The sequence below is a fragment of the Shumkonia mesophila genome (assembly GCF_026163695.1).
Taxonomy (GTDB): Bacteria; Pseudomonadota; Alphaproteobacteria; order Rhodospirillales; family Shumkoniaceae; genus Shumkonia; species Shumkonia mesophila.
The window spans coordinates 1-20,128 of sequence record NZ_JAOTID010000010.1; the positions used below are offsets into that span (position 1 = coordinate 1).

Below are 20,128 nucleotides of genomic sequence, written 5' to 3' on the forward strand. Positions count from 1 at the left end.
TGAGCGAGCTCAAACAGGGCATCGAAAACATCCAGAAAATCGAAGATTCCGCCCCCATGCTCTCCCAACTCGACTAGCGCCCACGGCATCGGAGGGGCGAATGGCACCTACAAAAAAAGCGGGGGAAATACAGGGTTGGCTGGAGTTCGGCGAAGATTTTGCGGGTCCCGCCGAAGGGCGAGAGGCGCGGCGTCGTGGCCGCAAGCCTTCCGACCCAGAGACGCCGGATACCGATAGTTCCCGGGACGAGGCGCACGCCTTCAATACCGAACTCCTGCGCTCGCTGCTGATGTCGACAGGCGAGGGCATCTATGGGATCGACCTGGCGGGAAGGTGCACGTTCTGCAACCCGTCGGCGGTTCGCCTGCTGGGATTTTCCGATGCCGCGGAACTGGTCGGAAAGCAGATCCACGATCTCATCCACAGCCGTCGCGCCGATGGCAGCCCCCGCGATCCCGACGATTGCCGCATTCTCCAGGGCATGCGGGAACGGCAAGGCATCCACGTCGACGACGAGGTGTTCTGGCGATGCGACGGCCAACCCATCCCGGTCGAATATCGGTCCCAGCCGGTCTTTCGTAACGGCGCGGTCGTCGGCGCCGTCGTCAGCTTCGCCGACATCGCGGAACGCAAGCGCGCCGAGGAAGCGATGCGGGCCAGCGAAGAGAGGTTCCGCAGCATCTTCGAGCAGACCTCCGTTGGTATGGCCATCTTCAATCCGGACGGCCGCTATCTGACGGTGAACCGGGCCTTTCGGGAAATGCTCGGCTATACCGAGGAAGAGCTTCTCCTGCGGAAGTACGACGAGATCACCTTCGAGGACGACCGCAAGGCCAGCCGCGAAAGGAACCGCCGCGTCCGTGCCGGCAAGCTCGACCGCTTCGAGGTCGAGAAGCGCTATGTGCGCAAGGACGGCCGCGTCATCTGGGTAGTCTTGAGCGCCTCGACCATTCGCGACGCCGACGGCGTGCCGATTTTCAATATCCGCCAGATTCAGGACATTACGGAGCGCAAACAGGCGGTCGAAGCCGTCCGCGACAGCGAGGCGCGCTTCCGGGCGGTGATCGACAACTCGCCGGCGGCGGTTTGTTTGCGGAGCGTCGACGGGCGCTATGTGCTGTTCAACCGTGAATTCGAGAAGAGACATGGCGTGCGCCTGGAAGAGGCGGTGGGCAAGCACGCCGACGACATGGCCCAGCCGGAGGTTGCGCGGGCCATTTCCCTGAACGACGAGGTGGTGCTCGATACCGCGATGCCCTGCGAGTACGAGGTGGAGTTTCCCGACCAGCACAACGTCATGCGCACGGGATTCACCAACAAGTTTCCCATTTTCGGCTCGATGGGCGAGGTGGTGGGCATCGGCTCCATCTGCGCGGACATGACCGACCACAAGCAGATGGAAGAAAAGCTTCGCCACGCCCAGAAGCTGGAAGCGGTCGGTCAATTGACCGGCGGCGTTGCCCATGACTTCAACAATATCCTCGCGGTCATCCTGACCAACCTCGAATTCCTCGAGGAGGATCTGGCCGGCAACGAATCGCATCGCGAAATCATCTCGGAAGCCATCCGGGCCGTCCACCGGGGCGCCAAGCTGACGGAGCGCCTGTTGGCTTTCTCGCGCAAGCAGCCGCTCAATCCGAAAACGCTGGATTTGGTCAGCGTGCTTTCGGACATGGTCGAACTGCTGCGCCGCACGCTGGGGGAAACCATCACCGTGCAGACGGCCTTCCCCGGCGACCTGTGCCCGGTCTTCGTCGATCGCAATCAGTTCGAGAACGCCATCCTCAATCTCGCCGTCAATGCCCGCGACGCCATGAAACAGCGAGGCGGCAAACTGGAAATTCTTTGCACCAACCGGAAGATCGTCCATCGGGCCTCGGGGCGCATCAACGAGATGCCGTCCGGCCAGTACGTATGCGTCGAGATCAGGGATAACGGCGACGGCATGACGCCCGAGGTGATCGAGCGCGCTTTCGAACCGTTTTTCACCACCAAGAAGACGGGGGAGGGCAGCGGCCTCGGTCTCAGCATGGTCTACGGTTTCGCCAACCAGTCCGGCGGCGCCGTGACCATTTCCAGCGTGGTGGGGATGGGCACCTCGGTCAAGCTCTTCCTTCCGGCCGTTCCCCCCGGCAGCCGCGTGGCGGCTGCCGAGGCGGATTCGGCGGATGATCCCGGCGCGGCGGGGCTGCCGCGCGGCAGCGAGACCATCCTGGTGGTCGAGGATGACGTCGACGTCGGTTCCTCGGCGCAGCGCACGCTGGCCAGTCTCGGCTATCAGGTGTTCTGGGCATCGGACGCCCGCGGCGCCCTCGAGGTCCTGCAGGGCGACCAGCGTATCGACCTGTTGTTTTCCGACGTCATCATGCCCGGCGGCATCGACGGCCGCGAACTCGCCGAAGAGGCGCGCAAACTGCTGCCCGAGTTGAAGATCATCCTGACCTCGGGGTATGCCGCCGGAAAGCTCAACCTGATCGAGCTCGACGCCATCGGTATCGGCTTCATTTCCAAGCCCTACACCCGCCGGACGCTGGCGGAAGCCGTACGCTCGACGCTGGGGGATGCCGACAACGCCGGCTGAGTTGCCGCCGGCGCCAAGTGCCGTCCAAATTCCGCCCCATTGTCGCCCCAAAGCGATCACGAATGGCCCCTACGGTTCAGTGGCCGGCGGGAGTCGCCGACTTTTTTTCCTTCAAGGAGTCCATCGATGTCGTTATCGCGAATGTCCATCGGTCTGGCCGGGGCCGTTCTTCTGCTTGCCTCCACTGGGGTTGCCGTCGCCGAGACCGTCTCGACGCGTCCCGACCTGATGGCGCTTTTCAAGGCCGAGGGCGTGACCGGAACTTTCGTTTTGTTGGATGTCGCCGAGGAGCGCATGACCATCGTCAACGACAAGCGCGCCGAGCGCCGTTATACGCCCGCCTCGACCTTCAAGATCGCCAACAGCCTGATTGCGTTGGACACCGGCGCGGTGACCGATGTCGACGAAGTCATTCCGTACGGCGGCAAGCCGCAAATGGTCAAGGCGTGGGAACGCGACATGTCCCTGCGCGAGGCCATCGCCGTTTCCAACGTCGCGGTCTATCAGGAAGTCGCGCGTCGCGTCGGGCTCGCGCGGATGACCGCGATGTTGGAACAGTTGGGCTATGGCGATTGCAATCCAGGTCCGGTGGTCGACCGTTTCTGGCTGGACGGCCCGCTGGCGATCAGTGCCATAGAGCAAACCCGCTTTGTTGCCGCCCTTGCCACGAACACCCTGCAACTGTCGGCGCGCAGTCAGGCTCTGGTGCGCGAAATCATGCCTTTCGAGGAGATCGGCGGCGCCCGTCTTTACGGCAAGACGGGATGGCTTTTCGGAAAAAACCCGCAGCTCGGCTGGTACACCGGCTGGGTCGAACGGGACGGCGCAATTCGCGCCTTCGCCCTCAACATCGACATGACGGGCTCCGAGCAGGCCAAACTGCGCATTCCGCTCGCCAAGGCTTTTCTGGGAAAACTCGGAGCGCTGTAAGCCGAGAGCCGCCCGAATGACGAACCCCTCGGCGCCGTCCGGTGCCGAGGGGTTCGTCATTTCGTCAGCGGTGCCGACGCGTCACGGTGTCTTGTCGGTAAACGGCCGGCGGGTCAGGAAGTCGAAGTCGCACCCCTCGTCGGCCTGCTGGACGTGGTCGAGGAACAGCTTGCGATAGCCCCGCAAGCTGTCGTCCGCCGGCCGGGCCGGCAGCCGTTCGCGGCGCTTGTCCAGTTCCTCGTCAGAAACCAACAGGTCCAGGCTGCGCGCTTCGACGTCCAGGCGGATCTGATCGCCGGTGCACACCAGCGCCAAGGGGCCGCCCGCCGCCGCTTCGGGGCAGATATGAAGGACGATGGAGCCGAAGGCGGTACCGCTCATCCGGGCGTCGGACATGCGGAGCATGTCCTTGACGCCTTTCTCGGCCAGCTTCCTCGGGATCGGAATGTAGCCGGCCTCGGGCATGCCCGGGGCGCCGATGGGCCCGGCGTTGCGCATGACCAGAATGTCGTCCGCTCCGACGTCGAGCGCCGGATCGTCGATCTTGTTGGTCATGTCTTCGATGTTTTCGAAGACGACGGCCCGCCCGGTGAACTTCTGGAACTTGGCGCCGGCCGCGGACTGCTTGAAGATGGCACCGCGCGGCGCCAGGTTGCCGCGCAGCACGGCGATGCCGCCGCTGGCGCTGAGCGGCTTGTCGATCGGCCGGATGATCTGTTGCGTCCAGGGCTTCGGCGCGGCGTCGATCTCCTCGCCCAGCGTGCGGCCGGAAACGGTCATGCAGTCGAGGTTCAGCAGGTGCTTGATCTCGCGCAGCACGACGCGCAACCCGCCGGCCTTGTGGAAGTCGTCCATGTAGCCGACGCCCGAGGGCTTGAGGTCGACCAGCACAGGCGTCTCGCGGCCCATGCGGTCGAAGGCGTCGAGGTCGACCTTGATGCCAAGCCGGCCGGCCACCGCCGTCATGTGGACGATGCCGTTGGTCGAGCCGCCGATCGCCATGAGGATTCGCAGAGAGTTGGCGATCGATTTGGGGGTGATGATCTTGTCGGGCGTCAGGCCTTCGGCCGCCATCTGGACGGCGCGCCGTCCAGCCTCCTCGGCGTGACGCATGCGGTCGGCGTTGACCGCCGGGATGGTGGCGCCGCCGGGCAGCATCATGCCCAACGCCTCGGTCATGCAGGCCATCGTGCTGGCCGTTCCCATGACGCCGCAGAAGCCGACCGAGGGGACCAACTCGCCGCTGATCTCGTTGATCTCGTCCTTGTCGATCTGTCCGGCCCGGTGCATGCCCCACAGCCGCCGGCAGTCGGTGCAGGCGCCGATCCGTTCGGCGCCGTGGGTACCGCTCAGCATCGGACCGCTGACGACGACGATGGCCGGCAGGTTGGCGCTGGCGGCGGCCATCAGCTGGGCCGGTACGGTTTTGTCGCAGCCGCCGATGAGGATCACCGCGTCCATCGGCTGGGCGCGGATCATTTCCTCGGTGTCCATCGCCATCAGGTTGCGCAGGAACATGCTGGTCGGGTGGGCGAAGGATTCGTGCAGCGAGATGGTGGGGAAGTCGACGGGAAGGCCGCCGGCCAGCATGACGCCGCGTTTGATCGCCTTCATCAGTTCCGGCACGTTGCCGTGGCAGGCGTTGTAGCCGCTATACGTGTTGGCGATGCCGATTACCGGCAGTTCGAGGGCGGCGTCCGAATATCCCATCGCCTTGATGAAGGCCTTGCGGAGGAAGAGGGAGAATTCAGAGTCGCCATAGCTGGTCAGACCCTTGCGCATGCCTTTGTTGGTCGGCTTTTTCATGGCTGTTTCCTCGTCGCAGGCTCTCGGCGCCCCGGTGATGTGATTTACGGAAGCGCCGGCGGAAGGCTAGGTTCCGTGCCTGCGCTACAGGCCCTTAGGACAGACCAAAAACGCCATGACGTCAACAAAATTGTTGACAATTTTGATGGCGCCAAGGATGGTTTATCGCGGTGCCGAGGGACCTCCGGGCACCGGAGTTTCGGCGATCGAGGAGACTGGCGGATGGCGTCTGAGCGGGACGGCCGGTGCCCGCCCTCTTTTGTCGCGTGCGAGATATGGATAAAGTGTCCCGCCACAACAAAGACCCCGCCGGTCTTGGCACCGGCGGAATGATGAGGAAAAGAATGATGGAACGGAAAAGATTCCAAGGCGTACTGGTCCCGGCCCTGACCCCTTTCAAGGCTGATTTGAGCCCCGACAAAGAAAGGTTCGTCAAGCATTGCCGCTGGCTGTTCGACCAGGGCGTGGACGGCCTGGCCCCGTTCGGGACGACCAGCGAAGCGAATTCGATGTCGGCCGAAGAGCGGATGGAACTGCTGGAAGCGATGATCGAGGGTGGGGTCCCCGCGGCGAAGCTGATGCCGGGAACCGGCACCTGCAACATCACCGAAAGCCTGAAGCTGACCAAGCACGCGGCGTCGCTCAAATGCGGCGGCGTCCTCATGCTGCCGCCCTTCTATTACAAGGGGATGTCGGACCAGGGGTTGTTCAACGCCTTCTCCGAGGTATTCCAGCGGGTCGGCGATTCCAGCCTGCAGGTTTACCTCTATCACATCCCGCCGCAGACCGGCGTGCCGATCTCGCTCAAGCTGATCGAGATGCTGGTCAAGGCCTATCCGAACACCGTGGTCGGCCTCAAGGACAGTGGCGGTGATTGGAACAATACGGCGGCCATTCTGTCGAACTTCCCCGGCTTCACCGTGTTCCCCGGTTCCGAGGTGTTCCTGCTGCAGGGTATGCGGGCCGGCGGCGCCGGCTGCATCACTGCCACCGGCAATGCCAATCCGGCGGGCATCCGCGAAGTTTTCGCCAAGTGGAAGACGGATCAGGCTGACGACCTGCAGAACCGGATCACCGAGGTTCGCAAGACGATCCAGGCCTATCCGATGATTCCGGCGTTGAAGCAGATGGTGGCGCATTTCTTCAAGGCGCCGGGTTGGGAGCAGGTGCGCCCGCCGATGGTCAAGTTGGACGACGCGCGGACGGCCAGTCTTCTTGCCGACCTGAAGAAAGTCGACTTCAAGATGGCCTAGGTGCCGCGAAAGGCCGGTTTGCGGCGGCCGGAAATCGGCCTTCGGAAGTCGGCCTTCGCCGGTGGGCCATCGAAGCGTGTTCCGCGGGTCGGACTGGACAGGGCATCGCCCGGAAATTCGGTCCGGCCCGCGGGTTCTTTGGAGGCGCCGCGACCAGGTATGCGGCAATGGCCGGGGGCCATCGGGGATGCTAGGAACCGTCGAAGCGCTGACGCTGGTCGTCGAACAGCTGGAAGAGGACATCGTTTTCGGACGGTTGCGGCCTCGCGAGCGGCTGGTCGAGGAGGAACTCGTCGAGCGCTTCGGGGTCAAGCGGCACATCATTCGCCAGGCGCTTCTCGAGCTGGAACGCATTGGCATCGTGGTGCGTTTGCGCGGCAAGGGCGCGCGGGTGTGCGAATTCACGCCCCACGAGGTGGAGCAGCTCTACTCCATCCGCGAACTGCTGGAACTCAAGGCGGCCAGCATGATTCCGCTGCCCGCCGACAAGGAATTGATCAGGGAACTGACGGCCATCCACCGCTCGCACGCCAAGGCGGTCGAGGTGGGGGACCTGAAAACCATATACCGCTCGAATATCCGCTTCCATCAGGTCCTTTTCGCGGCCTGCGGCAATCCCTATCTGGCGGAAGCCATCAATCTTTTCGCCATGAAGTCGAACGTCATCCGTTTCTACGTGGGCCGCGATCCCCGGATGTTCGCGGGATCGCGCGACCAGCACGAGCGAATGATCGAGGCGCTGAAGGCCGGTTCCCGCGAGGATCTGATCGAACTTTGCGTCAGCCATCTTCAGCCCTCGCCGAAGGCCTACATCGAGGCCTACAGGGCGCTGTTCGGGGAAGTTTGAACCCCGCTATGGGCCGCGAGGCCGATCGGGACAGGGAGACGAGCCCATGCCGTTCATCCACATCAGACTGCTTGAGGGCGTTTCCGCCGAGAAGAAGGCGGAGGTCATCCGCAAGGTGACCGACATCATGGTCGACACGCTGGGCAAGAATCCCGCCACCACCATGGTGGTGATCGACGACGTACCGACCGATAACTGGGGAATCGCCGGGCAGTCGGTGACCCAGATCCGCAAGGCCGCGAAGACCTGACGGCGCCGGCGCCCGTCGGGGGAACCGGATTGCCCCTTCGCTGGCTCGGCGATCCTTCCCGTCTGCCGGCCGTGGCGGGGGCCTATGTTCTGTGCCTGGAACTGGCCGAACCGGTCCGGCTGCCGCCGCGGCGGTTCGCTGGCGTGCTGCCCGCCGGACGCTATCTGTATTTCGGCAGCGCCCGGGGACCGGGCGGCATTCGCGGCCGATGCGTCCGCCATTTCCGGCGACCCAAGAAAAGCCATTGGCATGTGGACTGGCTGACGGATGTAGCCGCTCGCATGACCGTGGCGGCTTTTCCCGGCCTCGGCGAATGCGATCTCGTCACCTGGACACGGCAAGCAGGCGGGACGGCCATCTCCATACCGGTTCCCGGGTTCGGCAGCACCGACTGCCGCCGCTGCGCGGCCCATCTGCTGGTCTTGACGGGCGAACTTCCGGCCGGCTTCTTCGACGGCCTTTACCAGTAGCGAAGTCCGTTGCGGTACATGGCGGCGACGTCATCCTTGGTGACGTTGCAGGGGGCCAGCACGACGAGGCGCGGCTGGTTGTAGCCACGCTCGACCAAATCCGGGATGTCGGCCTCGGTGAAGCCCAGCGCGCCGGTGCCGTTGGGCAGGCCGGTCTGGCGCATCATCTCGATCAGCCGGCCGGCCAGCAGTTCGCCGCCATGTTCGGGCGCGGCGTTGCGCGTGTCGGCGCCCAGCGCCTCGGCCGCTGCCAGGTGGCGCTCCGGCGCGGCGGCGGCGGTGAAGCGGAACGCGGTCGGCGCGTTGAGAACGACGGCGATGCCGTGCGGCACCATCGGAGCGGCCTTCTCGTAGCCGGCGGCCCGCCAGGTATGGCACAGCCCGGCGACGCCGTAGGACATGGCGTGCGGCAGATGGACCCCGGCGTTGCCGAACGACAGGCCGGCCATGGTGGCGGCCAGCATCAGCATGTGCCGGGCCTCGTGGTCGTCGGCGTTCTCGACGGCGCGCACCAGGTATTTGCCGCCCAGGCGGATGGCCTCCAGACTGCCGACGTCGCTGTAGGGATTGGCACCCTGGAACACCGGCCGCTGGTCCGGCGATTTTGGCCGGGACCGCGTGGTGTAGGGGCGGGCGGTGTAGGATTCGATGGCGTGGGTCAGCACGTCGAAGCCGGTCGAGGCGACGACGCCGGCGGGCAGTGTGCGCGTCGTGGTCGGGTCGACGAGCGCCAGCGTCGGCTTCAGCATGCGGTTCGAGATGGCCGTCTTCACCTTGAGCGCGGTGATGTCCATGACCGCAGTGCTGGTCGTCTCGCTGCCGGTCCCCGAGGTGGTGGGGCAGGCGATGTGCGGCTTCAGCGGCCCGGGGACGGCGCGGAACTCGCCGTAGGGCAGGTTGACATAGGCCAGGAAGTCGGCCGGGTGGGTGGCATACAGGTTGGCCGCCTTGGCGGTGTCCATGGTCGAGCCGCCGCCCAGCGACACGAAGCCGTCGAACTTGCCGTCGCGGGCGAAATCGGCGGCGGCGAGGAACGAGGTGTCGGTGGGTTCGACGGCGATCTCATCGTAGACGACGGCGTCGATTCCGGCCCTTTTCAGTGACGCCGTGGCGACCTCGGCGGGCGCGGTGTCGGCGACCTCCGGGTCGATGAACAGCGCCACCCGCTTGAGGCCCTGCGCGCGGGCGTCGTCGCCCAGTTCGGCCAGCACGCCGGCGCCGAACTTCATGGCGGCGGCCGATACCGCAAAGGCATAGTCGCCACCCTCGGTGGCGGCGTAATAAACCGGTTTTTCCATCGCGAGCTCCCGTTCCTGTTGTGCGGCCCTCCCTCGGCCATGCCATTGCGCGGTTTTCGCGCTCGTTTTTTTTCCAGTCTAGCGCCGCACCGGGCCGAAGGGCAGACGCTGTTTGTGCCGTCAGACCGTGAGCACGATCTTTCCGACATGGCCGCCGCTCTCCATCAGGCGATGGGCGTCGGCCGCCCGGGCCAGGGGAAAGGCGGCGTGAATCAATGGCCGGATGGAGCCGGCCTCGATCAGCGGCCAGATGCGGGTCCTGAGCTGGCGGGCTACCTCGGCCTTGAACTCGGCGCTGCGCGGCCGCAGCGTCGAGCCGGTCAGCGTCAGGCGCTTCAGCATCACCGCCATCAGGTTGACCTCGACGGTAGAGCCCTTGTCGAAGGCGATGTGGACCATCCGTCCGTCGGTGGCTAGGGCCTTGATGTTGCGGGCCACATATTCGCCGCCGATCATGTCGAGGATGACGTCGATGCCGCCGCCTGGCGCCTCGGCGCGCACCACCTCGACGAAGTCTTCGGTCTTGTAGTTGATGGCGCGATCGGCTCCCAGTTGCCGGCACACGTCGCACTTCTCCGGCGACGACGCGGTGGCGAACACGCGCGCCCCCAGGGCCTTGGCGATCTGAATGGCGGCGCTGCCGATGCCGCCGGCGCCGCCGTGCACCAGAAAGCTTTCGCCTTCGCGCAATCCGGCCCGCATGGCGACGTTGTTCCAGACGGTGAAGAAGGTCTCGGGCAGGGCCGCCGCCTCGACCATCGAAAGTCCCTTCGGTACAGGCAGGCACTGGCCGGCGGGAACCGGGCAATACTCGGCATACCCGCCGCCGTTGACCAGCGCGCACACGGCGTCGCCTTCCTTCCATTCGGCCACCCCGGCCCCCCGCGCGGCGACCGTGCCGGCCACTTCCAGGCCGGGCAGATCGGTGGCGCCCTTCGGCGGTGGATAAAGGCCCTGCCGCTGTTTGAGGTCGGGTCCATTGACGCCGGCGGCGGCGACCCGCACCAATACCTCGCCGGGCCCCGGAGCCGGACGCGGACGGGTGACCGCTTTCAGAACCTCGGGCGGCCCCGGCTGGGAGATCTCGACGGCGGTCATGGTTTCCGGGAGCGTTTCGGGCATCGTTTTTTCTTCTCCTGCGCGACACCTTTCCGGCGACCCGTTTGGGAGCCCGGGAATCGGTGCCGAAATACGATCCGGAATTGTATCTCTATCGGACCGAAACGACAAAGCGGTGGCGGGGAGAAAGCGAATCGGCCCCTGCGACCGGGGAAATCGCACGCTCCGCTGACGGGCATGGCCAAAGACTTATCAGCGTTTCGCGCGCATTTGCCAAGTGATTCCTAAATCGATAGGCGAAATTATTATATTAGATAGTTATAATAAAAAATGAAATTGCTCATAAAGAGACCGTGTGTTTTTGATCAAAAGAGACCGTAAACGTGACAATGATGTACTATAACTTATTATAATAAACGTTTGGATAGTTTGTATCGTCATTATATTCTGCATATTGGCGCGCTTATTTGTCATTTTTGTTGATAACGGTTTTCATGGCGGGAAAAAAACGTTTACTATGCACTTCTCCTGTACTAAACAAATGGTCAATGCCACCAATAAGGCATGGACGACAGGACAGGGCAAATGCGCGGGGGAAAATGACCGCCAAAATGACCGCCAAACAATCGCCGCTTCAGAAGGCTTCCATCATCGATGTGCAGACCCTCGATGATTTGATCAGCGCGCTGGCCGCCGCGGGGTATCAGGTTGTCGGCCCTCGCAAGCAGGACGACGCCATCGTCTACGACACGCTGCGATCGGCCGGTGATCTTCCCGTCGGATACGCCGACGAACAGGACGGCGGAAAGTACCGGCTGGTGAAGGGGCGCGACGGCGTCTATTTCGACTATGTCGTCGGGCCGCAAAGCTGGAAGCGTTTTCTGTTCCCGCCGCACCAGAAGATCTGTCAGATGCGCAAGCAGGGAAAGGCATTCCGCATCGTCGAGGAAGCGGCCGAACCGCCGCGCTACGCCTTTTTCGGCGTGCGGGCGTGCGAGATCGCGGCGATGCGGGTTCAGGACAAGGTCTTCGATAACGGCACGTTTGCCGATCCCGGCTATCTCAGCAAACGCAACGCGGCGTTCATTGTCGCGGTCAACTGCGGGCGGGCCGGCGGCACCTGTTTCTGCGCGTCGATGAACACCGGTCCGCGGGCCCAGGGCGGCTTCGACCTGGCGCTGACCGAGATCGTCGAGAAGAAGCGCCATGTCTTCATGGTCGAGGCCGGATCGGCGCGTGGCAGCGAGATCCTGGCCAAGATTCCCTGCCGCGCCGCCACCGGCGAGGATGCGGCGGCGGCTCTGGCGGCGACCGACAAGGCGGTCAAGAGCATGGGCCGCCAGATGGTCGATGATGTCGGGCCACTGCTGAAGCGCAATCTGGAACACGGCCGCTGGAACGAGGTCGCCAAGCGCTGCCTCACGTGCGCCAACTGCACGATGGTGTGCCCCACTTGCTTCTGTTCGACCGTCGAGGACGTGACCGACCTCAGCGGGTCGAATGCCGAGCGGTGGCGGCGCTGGGATTCCTGCTTCACCATGGACTTCAGCTACATCCACGGCGGCAGCGTGCGGCGCGAAACCTCGTCGCGCTATCGGCAGTGGATGACCCACAAGCTGTCGTCCTGGTTCGAGCAGTTCGGCACGTCGGGCTGCGTCGGCTGCGGACGATGCATCACGTGGTGCCCGGTGGGGATCGATATCACCGAGGAAGCCCGGGCAATTTGGGAGAGCGAAGGGAGACGGTAAAAATGGTCCAGGAAATTGGGCTCGATCAACTGATCCGCGAACATCCCTTCTTCGAAGGGCTGGACAACGCCACCCTCGAATTGATCGCCGGCTGCGCGGCCAACGAACGCTTCGACGCCGGGCAGTACGTCTTCCGTGAGGGACAGCCGGCCGACAAGTTCTATATGGTCCGCCACGGTTCGGTGGCCCTAGAGGTGCGGGCCCCGGGCCGCGATTCCATCGTGTTGCAAACCTGCGACGACGGCGACGTCATGGGTTGGTCCTGGCTGGTGCCGCCGTTCCGCTGGAAATGGGATGCGAGGGCGACCCGGCTCAGCCGCCTGGTCAGCTTCGACGCTATCTGCCTGCGCGGCAAGCTCGATGCCGATCCGGCGCTGGGCTATGCCATGTACAAGCGGTTCGTCAGGGTCATCGCCGAGCGTCTGGCCCACGCCCGCCTGCAAATGCTCGATCTCTACGGCGCTGGGAAAGACTAGATGAACGAGATGACCGCATTGAAGGACCCGATGGTTCCGGCGCCGTTCCGGATCGAGCGGGTTCGCAAGGAACTGAGCGATACCTTCACCATCGATTTGGTTTCGGCCGAACGCCGCCGGCCCCTCTCGTTCCTGCCCGGCCAGTTCAACATGCTCTATGTGTTCGGCGTCGGCGAGATCCCGATCAGCATCAGCGGTGATCCGGCCGACCCCGAAACTGTTGTCCACACCACGCGGGCCGTCGGGTCCGTGACCAATGCCATGTGGAAGCTGGGGGTCGGCCAGACCATCGGGGTGCGGGGGCCGTTCGGCACGTCGTGGCCGGTCGAGAAGGCCGAGGGGTGCGACGTCGTCATCGTCACCGGCGGCATCGGCTTGGCGCCCCTGCGCCCGGCCATCTATCAGATCATGGCCAATCGGGCAGCCTACGGGAACGTCTGCATCCTTTACGGAGCGCGCACGCCCGAGGACATCCTGTTCCGTAAGGAGCTGGAGAAATGGCGCGGCCAGTTCGACCTGCAGGTCGACGTTACGGTGGATTACGCGACCGGACGCTGGGCCGGCCGTGTCGGCGTCGTCACCAAGTTGATCAGCCGCGGCGGCTTTGATCCCCATCAGACGGTGGCGCTGGTCTGCGGGCCCGAGATCATGATGCGCTTCGCCGTCGAGGCATTGGCCGAGCGCGGTGTTCCCAATGAGCGGATCTACGTTTCGCTGGAACGCAACATGAAGTGCGGAATCGGGTTCTGCGGTCATTGCCAGTTGGGTGGGGACTTCGTCTGCAAGGACGGCCCGGTGTTCGGCTTCGACAAGATTGCCCACAAGTTCGCGATTCAGGAACTTTGATCATGGCGGCACCAAGCAAACCCAAACTCGCGGTATGGAAGTTTTCCTCCTGCGATGGCTGCCAGCTGCAATTGCTGAGCTGCGAGGACGAACTTCTGGCGGTCGCCGGCGCGGTCGACATCGCCTATTTCCTGGAGGCCACGCGGGCCGAAATCCGCGGCCCCTATGACGTGTCGCTGGTCGAGGGATCGGTCACCACGCCGGAGGAAGCCGAACGCATCCGCAAGGTGCGCCGGCAGTCCAAGCTGCTGATCACCATCGGCGCCTGCGCGACGGCCGGCGGTATCCAGGCCCTCAAGAACTTCAAGGACGTCGACGGCTTCATCCGCTCCGTCTATGCCCACCCGGAGTACGTCGAGACGCTGGCCACCTCGACCGCCATCCGCGACCACGTCGACGTCGACTTCGAACTGCGCGGCTGTCCGATCAACAAGGTGCAGTTGCTCGAAGTCCTGAACGCCCTGCTGAATGACCGCAAGCCCAACATCCCGCCGCACAGCCAGTGTATCGAATGCAAGCTGGCCGGCACCGTCTGCGTGATGGTGGCGCACGGCACGCCGTGCCTGGGGCCGGTGACCCAGGCGGGGTGCGGCAACCTGTGCCCCTCGTTCCGGCGCGGGTGCTACGGCTGCTTCGGGCCCAAGCAGACGACGAACACCGAAAGCCTCGCCAAGCGGTTCGCCACCCTCGATATGGACGACCGCTCGATCAAGCATTTCTTCCGGTCCTTCAATGCCAACGCGGCGGCCTTCCGGCGGGAGAGCGAGACCCATGAGTAAAAGAACGCTGAAAAGCACGTCGACGGTCAAGCCGGGCGCCCGGGGCAAGGCTGGCGGCCGGGCCAAGGCGCCGATCCAAGCGGTGTCCCGCAACATCAAGGTCGACGCCTTGGCGCGCGTCGAGGGGGAAGGGGCGCTTTACGTCCGGGTGAAGGACGACGTCATCGAGGACATCAAGTTCCGCATCTTCGAGCCGCCGCGCTTCTTCGAGGCCTTTCTCCGCGGCCGGATTTATAGCGACGCTCCCGACATCACGGCGCGCATCTGCGGGATTTGCCCGATCGCCTACCAGATGGGGGCCAGCCAGGCCATGGAGCAGGCGCTGGGCGTCACCGTCACCGGGCCGCTGCGCGACCTGCGCCGGCTCATCTATTGCGGCGAGTGGATCGAAAGTCACGTGCTGCATGCCGCCATGCTGCACGCCCCCGACTTCCTGGGGCTGCAGGACGCGCTGCAACTGGCCAAGGACGATCCCGAGATCGTCGAGACCGCGCTCAAGCTCAAGAAGCTCGGCAACACCATCATCGAGGTCATCGGCGGCCGGGCGGCCCATCCGATCAACCTCAAGGTTGGCGGCTTCTACCGGGCGCCGCGCAAGGAAAAGATCCGCGAGCTGATCGAGCCCCTGAAATGGGCCATCGACGCCGCCATCGGCGTGGCCAAGGTGTTCGGCGGCTTCGAGTTTCCCGATTACGAGGACGACTATACCTGCGTATCGCTGCGCCATCCTGACGAATACGCCATTCACGAGGGGCGGATCGTTTCCAACCGGGGGCTCGACATTCCGGTCGCCGACTTCCACAAGCACTTCAAGGAAGAGCACGTGCGCCATTCGAACGCATTGCACGGCATGATGATGGACGGCACCGTCTATCTGACGGGGCCGAACGCCCGCTACAACAACAATTACGCGCAGCTTTCCAAGCTGGCCAAGCGGGTCGCCAAGGACATCGGCCTCGGCAAGACCTGCAACAACCTCTACCAGAGCATCCTGGTACGCATGGTCGAGACCGTCTACGCCTGCGAGGAGGCCATCCGGCTGGCCGAGGCCTACGAGGAGCCCGACGAGTCGTGCGTGGCGGTGACGCCGCGCCGCGGCGTCGGCGCCGGTTGCACCGAGGCGCCGCGCGGCATCTGCTTCCACCGCTACGAACTGGACGACGAGGGACGCATCGTCGCCGCGCGCATCCAGGCCCCGACATCGCAGAACCAGCCGCAGATCGAGCGCGACCTGCGGGGCGTCGTGGGGGCCAATTTGCGTCTTTCGGACGAAGACCTGAAGTGGCGGTGCGAGCAGACGATCCGCAACTACGACCCGTGCATTTCGTGCGCCACGCACTTCCTCAAGTTCACCATCGATCGGGAGTAGGGGTGGCAGGCACGGGCATTCTCGTTCTCGGCATTGGCAACCGCTTCCGGCACGACGATGGCGTCGGGCCGGTGATTGCCGAGCGCCTGGAGGCCAGCGGCATTGCAACCCGGGTGGAGAGCGGCGAGGGGGCCGAGCTGATGGAGGCCTGGCAGGGCTTTCCCCACGTCGTGCTGGTGGACGCGGCCTCCTCGGGCGCGGCGGCGGGAACCCTCCATCGCTTCGAGGCGGCCGAAACCCGGCTGCCGACCGGCCTGTTTCACTATTCCAGCCATCTCTTTTCGGTCGCCGAGGCGATCGAAATGGCGCGCATCCTGGGCCGTCTGCCCGGCCGGATGACGGTCTATGGCATCGAGGGGCGCGATTTTTCCTATGGCGAGGGGCTGTCGGTCGAGGTGGCGGCGGCGGCCGACGTCGCGGAAGCCGAAATCCGTGCCCTCGTGGCGGCCGGGCGCGGCTGAAAAATCTGCTTGCATTTTTGAGCCAGGAGTTCTTTTTTCGCCCCGTCGCGGCCATCTTGGCCGGATTGGAATAAATTCTATTCTCAGAATAATGCGTGAATTCTCCTGGCAAATGTCCGATGATGGATGCATGGAAATCTTCCCGCGGATCGATGACGGTCCGGGAAGCTTGTGGTTCGCGTTCGTTCCGGCGGCGATTGCCGGCCGGTGCCGGTGAGTGAAGGGGGCGGACGTGCACGAGATGTCGCTTTGCGAGGGCGTTCTCAGGATTCTGGAAGAGCAGGCGGGCGTGCAGAACTATTCCCGCGTCCGGCGCGTGACGCTGGAGATTGGGATGCTCTCGACGGCCGTTCCGGAATCCATCGAGATGTGCTTCGGGGCGGTTACCCGCGGCACCCTGGCAGACGGGGCGGCACTTGAAATCGTTCGCACACCGGGCGAGGCGTGGTGTAAGAAGTGCGCGGCCAGCGTTCCGGTGAAGGAACGCTACACTCCCTGTCCCCGCTGTGGGGGATTCGATTTGGAGCTGCGGGCAGGCGACGGGCTGCGGATCAAGGAACTGGAGGTCGACTGATGTGCGTTACATGCGGCTGCGGGCAACCCGGCCACGACCATGACCACGATCATGCCCATCCCCACGATCATGACCATGATCACGGCCATTCCCACGACCACGATCATGGTCACGACCATGACCACGAGCACGGGCATTCCCACGAGCACGGAACGATGGGAGCCGTCCACGACGCGGCCACCAGCGAGGCCCGAATCGTTCAGATCGAGCAGGACATCCTGTCCGTCAACAACCGCTACGCCGATGCCAACCGGCGCCTTCTGGCCGGCCGCGGCGTCTTCGCGGTGAACCTGGTGTCCAGCCCGGGGTCGGGCAAGACGACGCTGCTGGTTCGCACCATTTCGGACTTGAAGGATCGCTTCCCGGTTTCGGTGATCGAAGGCGACCAGGAAACCGAGTTCGACGCCGAGCGTATCCGCAAGACCGGGGCCAAGGCCATTCAGCTCAACACCGGCAAGGGCTGCCATCTGGACGCCCACATGGTCGGCCACGCGCTGGAGGAACTGGACCCGGCCGAGGGCGGCGTGCTGTTCGTCGAGAACGTCGGCAACCTGATCTGCCCGTCGGCCTTCGACCTCGGCGAGGCCCACAAGATCGTCGTGCTGTCGGTGACCGAGGGCGAGGACAAACCGCTGAAGTATCCCGACATGTTCTTCCAGGCCGATCTGATGCTCCTCAACAAGATCGACCTGCTGCCCTACCTCAATTTCGACGTCGACAAGAGCATCGAGTTCGCCCAACGGGTCAATCCCGACATCCAGGTGATCAAGGTATCGGCGACTTCGGGCGAGGGCATGCAGGCTTGGTACGACTGGATATCGCGCCGCCGCGACGCCACGGTGAGCGCCTGGGAGCGCGCCAAACGCCTGCACGCGTGAGGCGGCGAGGGAAGCCATGAGCGGCGATGTCATCGCGCGTCTTTTCGACCTGCCGCGCGAGGTGCCTCCCATCCTGGGCGTCGGAGCCTTCCTGAAGAATACGGTGTGCGTGGCCTCGGGACGGCAGGCCGCGGTTTCGCACGCCATCGGCAACCTCGATACCGTCGAAGCCGTGCTGGCCTTTGAGGAAACCGTGTCGCGCATCCTGGAAGCCACCGGCGCGACCCCGGTGGCAGTGGCCCATGACCTTCACCCCGATTTCCACAGCAGCCGGTTCGCCGCCGGGCTGGGGGTCGAGACCATCGCCGTGCAGCACCATCACGCCCATGTGGCGGCGGTGATGGCCGAGCATGGATTGGAAGGGCCGGTTCTGGGCCTGTCGCTCGACGGCTTCGGGCTGGGGCCGGGCAATCAGTCGTGGGGCGGCGAACTGCTGCGGGTGGACGCCGAGGGCTTCGAGCGCCTGGGCCATCTGGCCCCGCTCAAGCAGCCGGGCGGCGACGCGGCGGCGCGGCAGCCGTGGCGGATGGGGGCGGCGGCCCTGTACGCCATGGGACGGGGCGGCGAGATCGCCGGCCGTTATGCGGCGATCAAAGGCGCCGAGGTGGTCGGCCGCATGCTGGAGGCGAACGTCAACTGCCCGCCGACATCGAGCGCCGGACGCCTGTTCGACGCCGCTTGCGGTCTGCTGGGCGTCAAGCTGGTGGCCGGCTTCGAGGGCGAGGCGCCGATGGAACTGGAAAGTTTGGTGACTCATCCCCAGATTCAACCGGACGGATGGCGCCTGCGCGACGGCGTGCTCGACCTGCTGCCGCTCCTGCGTTCCCTGAGCGAGATGGACGCCGACGTCGGCGCCGATCTTTTCCACGGCACCCTGACGGCGGCGCTTGCCGAATGGGTTTCGAGCGCCGCAGAACGGACGGGCATCCGCGACGTAGCGTTTTGCGGTGGCTGTTTCCTTAATGCCGTCCTGCGCGAAGGGCTGGCGGCAGCATTGGAAAGCAAGCGACTGACCCCCCGCATCGCCCGGGCGATCACGCCCGGCGACGGGGCCATCAGTCTTGGGCAGGCCTGGGCGGTGGGACTGCTGAAATCCTGAACGGAGAAGAAAAAAGATGTGTCTGGCAATCCCGGCAAAAGTGGTGGAACTGGCTGAAGGCGGCATGGCCTCGGTCGACATCGGCGGCGTCAAGAAAAGCATATCGGTGTCGCTGGTCGAGGGCGTCAAGGTCGGTGACTACGTGATCATCCATACCGGCTTCGCGCTGTCCAAGCTCGATCCCGAGGAAGCCGAGAAGACGCTTGAACTGTTCGCCGAGATGGCGGCCCTGACAGGGGAGTCGACGCGGCATTGAAATACGTCGAGGAATTCCGCGACGGCCAGATGGCCAGAACGCTCGCCGCCAAGATCGCGGCGGAGGTTCGGCCCGACCGTCGCTATCACATCATGGAGTTCTGCGGCGGCCACACCCACGCCATCTTCCGCTATGGCGTTCAGGACCTGCTGCCGGCGGCGGTGCGCCTCATTCACGGGCCGGGCTGCCCGGTCTGCGTGCTGCCGATCGGGCGCATCGACAACGCGGTGGAATTGGCCGGCAAGGAGGGGGTCACCCTCTGCACCTACGGCGATTTGTTGCGGGTGCCCGGTTCCAACGGCATGAGTCTCTTGCGCGCCAAGGCCGACGGCGCCGATGTGCGGATGGTCTATTCGACCCTGGATGCCTTGCGCATCGCCGCCGACAACCCGGATCGCCAAGTCATCTTTTTTGCCATCGGCTTCGAGACGACGACGCCGCCCACGGCCATCGCCATCAAGGAGGCCAAGGCCCAAAAGCTCGCCAACTTCAGCGTGTTCTGCAATCACGTCCTGACGCCGGCGGCCATCGTCAACATCCTGGAAAGTCCGGAGGTCCGTAAACTGGGCACCATTGCGCTCGACGCCTTCCTCGGGCCGGCCCACGTGTCCGCGGTCATCGGCAGTCGGCCGTTCGAGTTCTTCGCCGAGGAGTACCAGCGGCCGGTGGTGATCGCCGGCTTCGAGCCGCTCGACGTCATGCAGTCGGTGCTGATGCTCATCCGCCAGCTCAACGATGGCCGCGCCGAGGTCGAAAACGAATACACCCGCGTCGTCACGCGGGACGGCAACGTCAAGGCGCAGGCCCTGGTCGCCGAGGTTTTCGAACTGCGCTCCAGCTTCGAGTGGCGGGGCCTGGGGCAGGTGCCCTACAGCGCGCTCAGGATCAAGGCCGAGTTCGCTGACTTCGACGCCGAGGGGCGCTTCCCGGTGTCGCCGTCGCAGGGCAAGGAGAACAAGGCCTGCGAGTGCGGCGCCATCCTGCGCGGCGTCAAGAAGCCGACCGACTGCAAGATCTTCGGTACCGTGTGCACCCCGGAAACGCCGATGGGGTCGTGCATGGTGTCTTCCGAAGGGGCGTGCGCCGCCTACTACACCTTTGGCCGCTTCCGCGAGCCCCAGACGGACCGCGCGGCGTCGTAGGCCAGG

Annotated in this window: 20 protein-coding genes; 17 read left to right on the forward strand and 3 right to left on the reverse strand. The window is 64.6% G+C overall.

Annotated elements, in window-relative coordinates; genetic code table 11:
- Positions 1-100 precede the first annotated feature (100 nt).
- Both ODR01_RS15965 and blaOXA read left to right on the forward strand, forming a co-directional pair.
- Positions 101-2,581, forward strand: a complete 2,481-nt coding sequence (locus ODR01_RS15965; protein WP_316978685.1) for a hybrid sensor histidine kinase/response regulator — start codon at positions 101-103, stop codon at positions 2,579-2,581.
- A 126-nt stretch (positions 2,582-2,707) separates the two neighbouring features.
- Positions 2,708-3,511: a class D beta-lactamase gene (gene blaOXA / locus ODR01_RS15970; RefSeq protein WP_394356839.1), complete on the forward strand. Its 804-nt coding sequence runs from the start codon at positions 2,708-2,710 to the stop codon at positions 3,509-3,511.
- Positions 3,512-3,592: 81 nt separating this feature from the next.
- Here the strand turns inward: blaOXA and ODR01_RS15975 are convergent, their stop codons facing one another.
- Positions 3,593-5,317: an IlvD/Edd family dehydratase gene (locus tag ODR01_RS15975; protein ID WP_316978687.1), complete on the reverse strand. Its 1,725-nt coding sequence runs from the start codon at positions 5,315-5,317 to the stop codon at positions 3,593-3,595.
- Positions 5,318-5,664: 347 nt separating this feature from the next.
- Here ODR01_RS15975 and ODR01_RS15980 point away from each other — a divergent pair, with 347 nt between their 5' ends.
- The 4 genes from ODR01_RS15980 (at position 5,665) to ODR01_RS15995 (ending at position 8,137) form a co-directional block, all read left to right on the forward strand.
- Positions 5,665-6,570, forward strand: a complete 906-nt coding sequence (locus tag ODR01_RS15980; RefSeq protein WP_316978688.1) for a dihydrodipicolinate synthase family protein — start codon at positions 5,665-5,667, stop codon at positions 6,568-6,570.
- 187 nt (positions 6,571-6,757) lie between these two features.
- Positions 6,758-7,417 carry a GntR family transcriptional regulator gene (locus ODR01_RS15985; protein WP_316978689.1) on the forward strand — a complete coding sequence of 220 codons (660 nt, stop codon included), beginning with the start codon at positions 6,758-6,760 and terminating at the stop codon, positions 7,415-7,417.
- A 46-nt stretch (positions 7,418-7,463) separates the two neighbouring features.
- Entirely contained in the window at positions 7,464-7,667 is a 204-nt protein-coding gene (locus ODR01_RS15990) for a tautomerase family protein (protein ID WP_316978690.1), read from the forward strand.
- A gap of 29 nt (positions 7,668-7,696) precedes the next feature.
- Positions 7,697-8,137, forward strand: a complete 441-nt coding sequence (locus ODR01_RS15995; protein ID WP_316978691.1) for a GIY-YIG nuclease family protein — start codon at positions 7,697-7,699, stop codon at positions 8,135-8,137.
- Here ODR01_RS15995 and ODR01_RS16000 read toward each other — a convergent pair.
- Positions 8,128-9,435, reverse strand: a complete 1,308-nt coding sequence (locus ODR01_RS16000) for a hydroxyacid-oxoacid transhydrogenase (RefSeq protein WP_316978692.1) — start codon at positions 9,433-9,435, stop codon at positions 8,128-8,130. The genes ODR01_RS15995 and ODR01_RS16000 overlap by 10 nt on opposite strands.
- A gap of 120 nt (positions 9,436-9,555) precedes the next feature.
- Positions 9,556-10,557 carry an NAD(P)H-quinone oxidoreductase gene (locus tag ODR01_RS16005; RefSeq protein WP_316978693.1) on the reverse strand — a complete coding sequence of 334 codons (1,002 nt, stop codon included), beginning with the start codon at positions 10,555-10,557 and terminating at the stop codon, positions 9,556-9,558.
- A 548-nt stretch (positions 10,558-11,105) separates the two neighbouring features.
- On the opposite strand from ODR01_RS16005, the gene ODR01_RS16010 reads away from it, so the two are divergent.
- The 11 genes from ODR01_RS16010 to hypD all read left to right on the forward strand — a co-directional run bounded on the left by ODR01_RS16010 (position 11,106) and on the right by hypD (position 20,122).
- Positions 11,106-12,242 (forward strand): 4Fe-4S dicluster domain-containing protein, encoded by a 1,137-nt coding sequence (locus tag ODR01_RS16010; RefSeq protein WP_316978694.1) that lies wholly within the window; start codon positions 11,106-11,108, stop codon positions 12,240-12,242.
- A 2-nt stretch (positions 12,243-12,244) separates the two neighbouring features.
- Positions 12,245-12,718: a cyclic nucleotide-binding domain-containing protein gene (locus tag ODR01_RS16015; protein ID WP_316978695.1), complete on the forward strand. Its 474-nt coding sequence runs from the start codon at positions 12,245-12,247 to the stop codon at positions 12,716-12,718.
- Positions 12,719-13,564, forward strand: a complete 846-nt coding sequence (locus ODR01_RS16020; RefSeq protein WP_316978696.1) for an FAD/NAD(P)-binding protein — start codon at positions 12,719-12,721, stop codon at positions 13,562-13,564.
- A gap of 2 nt (positions 13,565-13,566) precedes the next feature.
- A complete protein-coding gene (locus ODR01_RS16025) occupies positions 13,567-14,343 on the forward strand; it encodes an NADH-quinone oxidoreductase subunit B family protein (protein WP_316978697.1) in 777 nt (258 codons plus the stop codon).
- Positions 14,336-15,712 (forward strand): Ni/Fe hydrogenase subunit alpha, encoded by a 1,377-nt coding sequence (locus tag ODR01_RS16030; protein WP_316978698.1) that lies wholly within the window; start codon positions 14,336-14,338, stop codon positions 15,710-15,712. The genes ODR01_RS16025 and ODR01_RS16030 overlap by 8 nt, the downstream gene beginning before the upstream one ends.
- A gap of 2 nt (positions 15,713-15,714) precedes the next feature.
- Complete coding sequence (locus tag ODR01_RS16035) at positions 15,715-16,173, forward strand: hydrogenase maturation protease (protein WP_316978699.1); 459 nt, start codon at positions 15,715-15,717, stop codon at positions 16,171-16,173.
- Between the two features lie 241 nt (positions 16,174-16,414).
- Positions 16,415-16,747: a hydrogenase maturation nickel metallochaperone HypA gene (hypA, locus tag ODR01_RS16040; RefSeq protein ID WP_316978854.1), complete on the forward strand. Its 333-nt coding sequence runs from the start codon at positions 16,415-16,417 to the stop codon at positions 16,745-16,747.
- Entirely contained in the window at positions 16,747-17,625 is an 879-nt protein-coding gene (gene hypB / locus ODR01_RS16045) for a hydrogenase nickel incorporation protein HypB (protein WP_316978700.1), read from the forward strand. The genes hypA and hypB overlap by 1 nt, the downstream gene beginning before the upstream one ends.
- A 16-nt stretch (positions 17,626-17,641) precedes the next feature.
- Positions 17,642-18,724, forward strand: a complete 1,083-nt coding sequence (locus ODR01_RS16050) for a Kae1-like domain-containing protein (protein WP_316978701.1) — start codon at positions 17,642-17,644, stop codon at positions 18,722-18,724.
- 16 nt (positions 18,725-18,740) lie between these two features.
- Positions 18,741-18,980, forward strand: a complete 240-nt coding sequence (locus ODR01_RS16055; protein ID WP_316978702.1) for a HypC/HybG/HupF family hydrogenase formation chaperone — start codon at positions 18,741-18,743, stop codon at positions 18,978-18,980.
- Complete coding sequence (hypD, locus tag ODR01_RS16060) at positions 18,977-20,122, forward strand: hydrogenase formation protein HypD (protein WP_316978703.1); 1,146 nt, start codon at positions 18,977-18,979, stop codon at positions 20,120-20,122. Before ODR01_RS16055 ends, hypD begins: the two co-directional genes overlap by 4 nt.
- Positions 20,123-20,128: the final 6 nt, after the last annotated feature.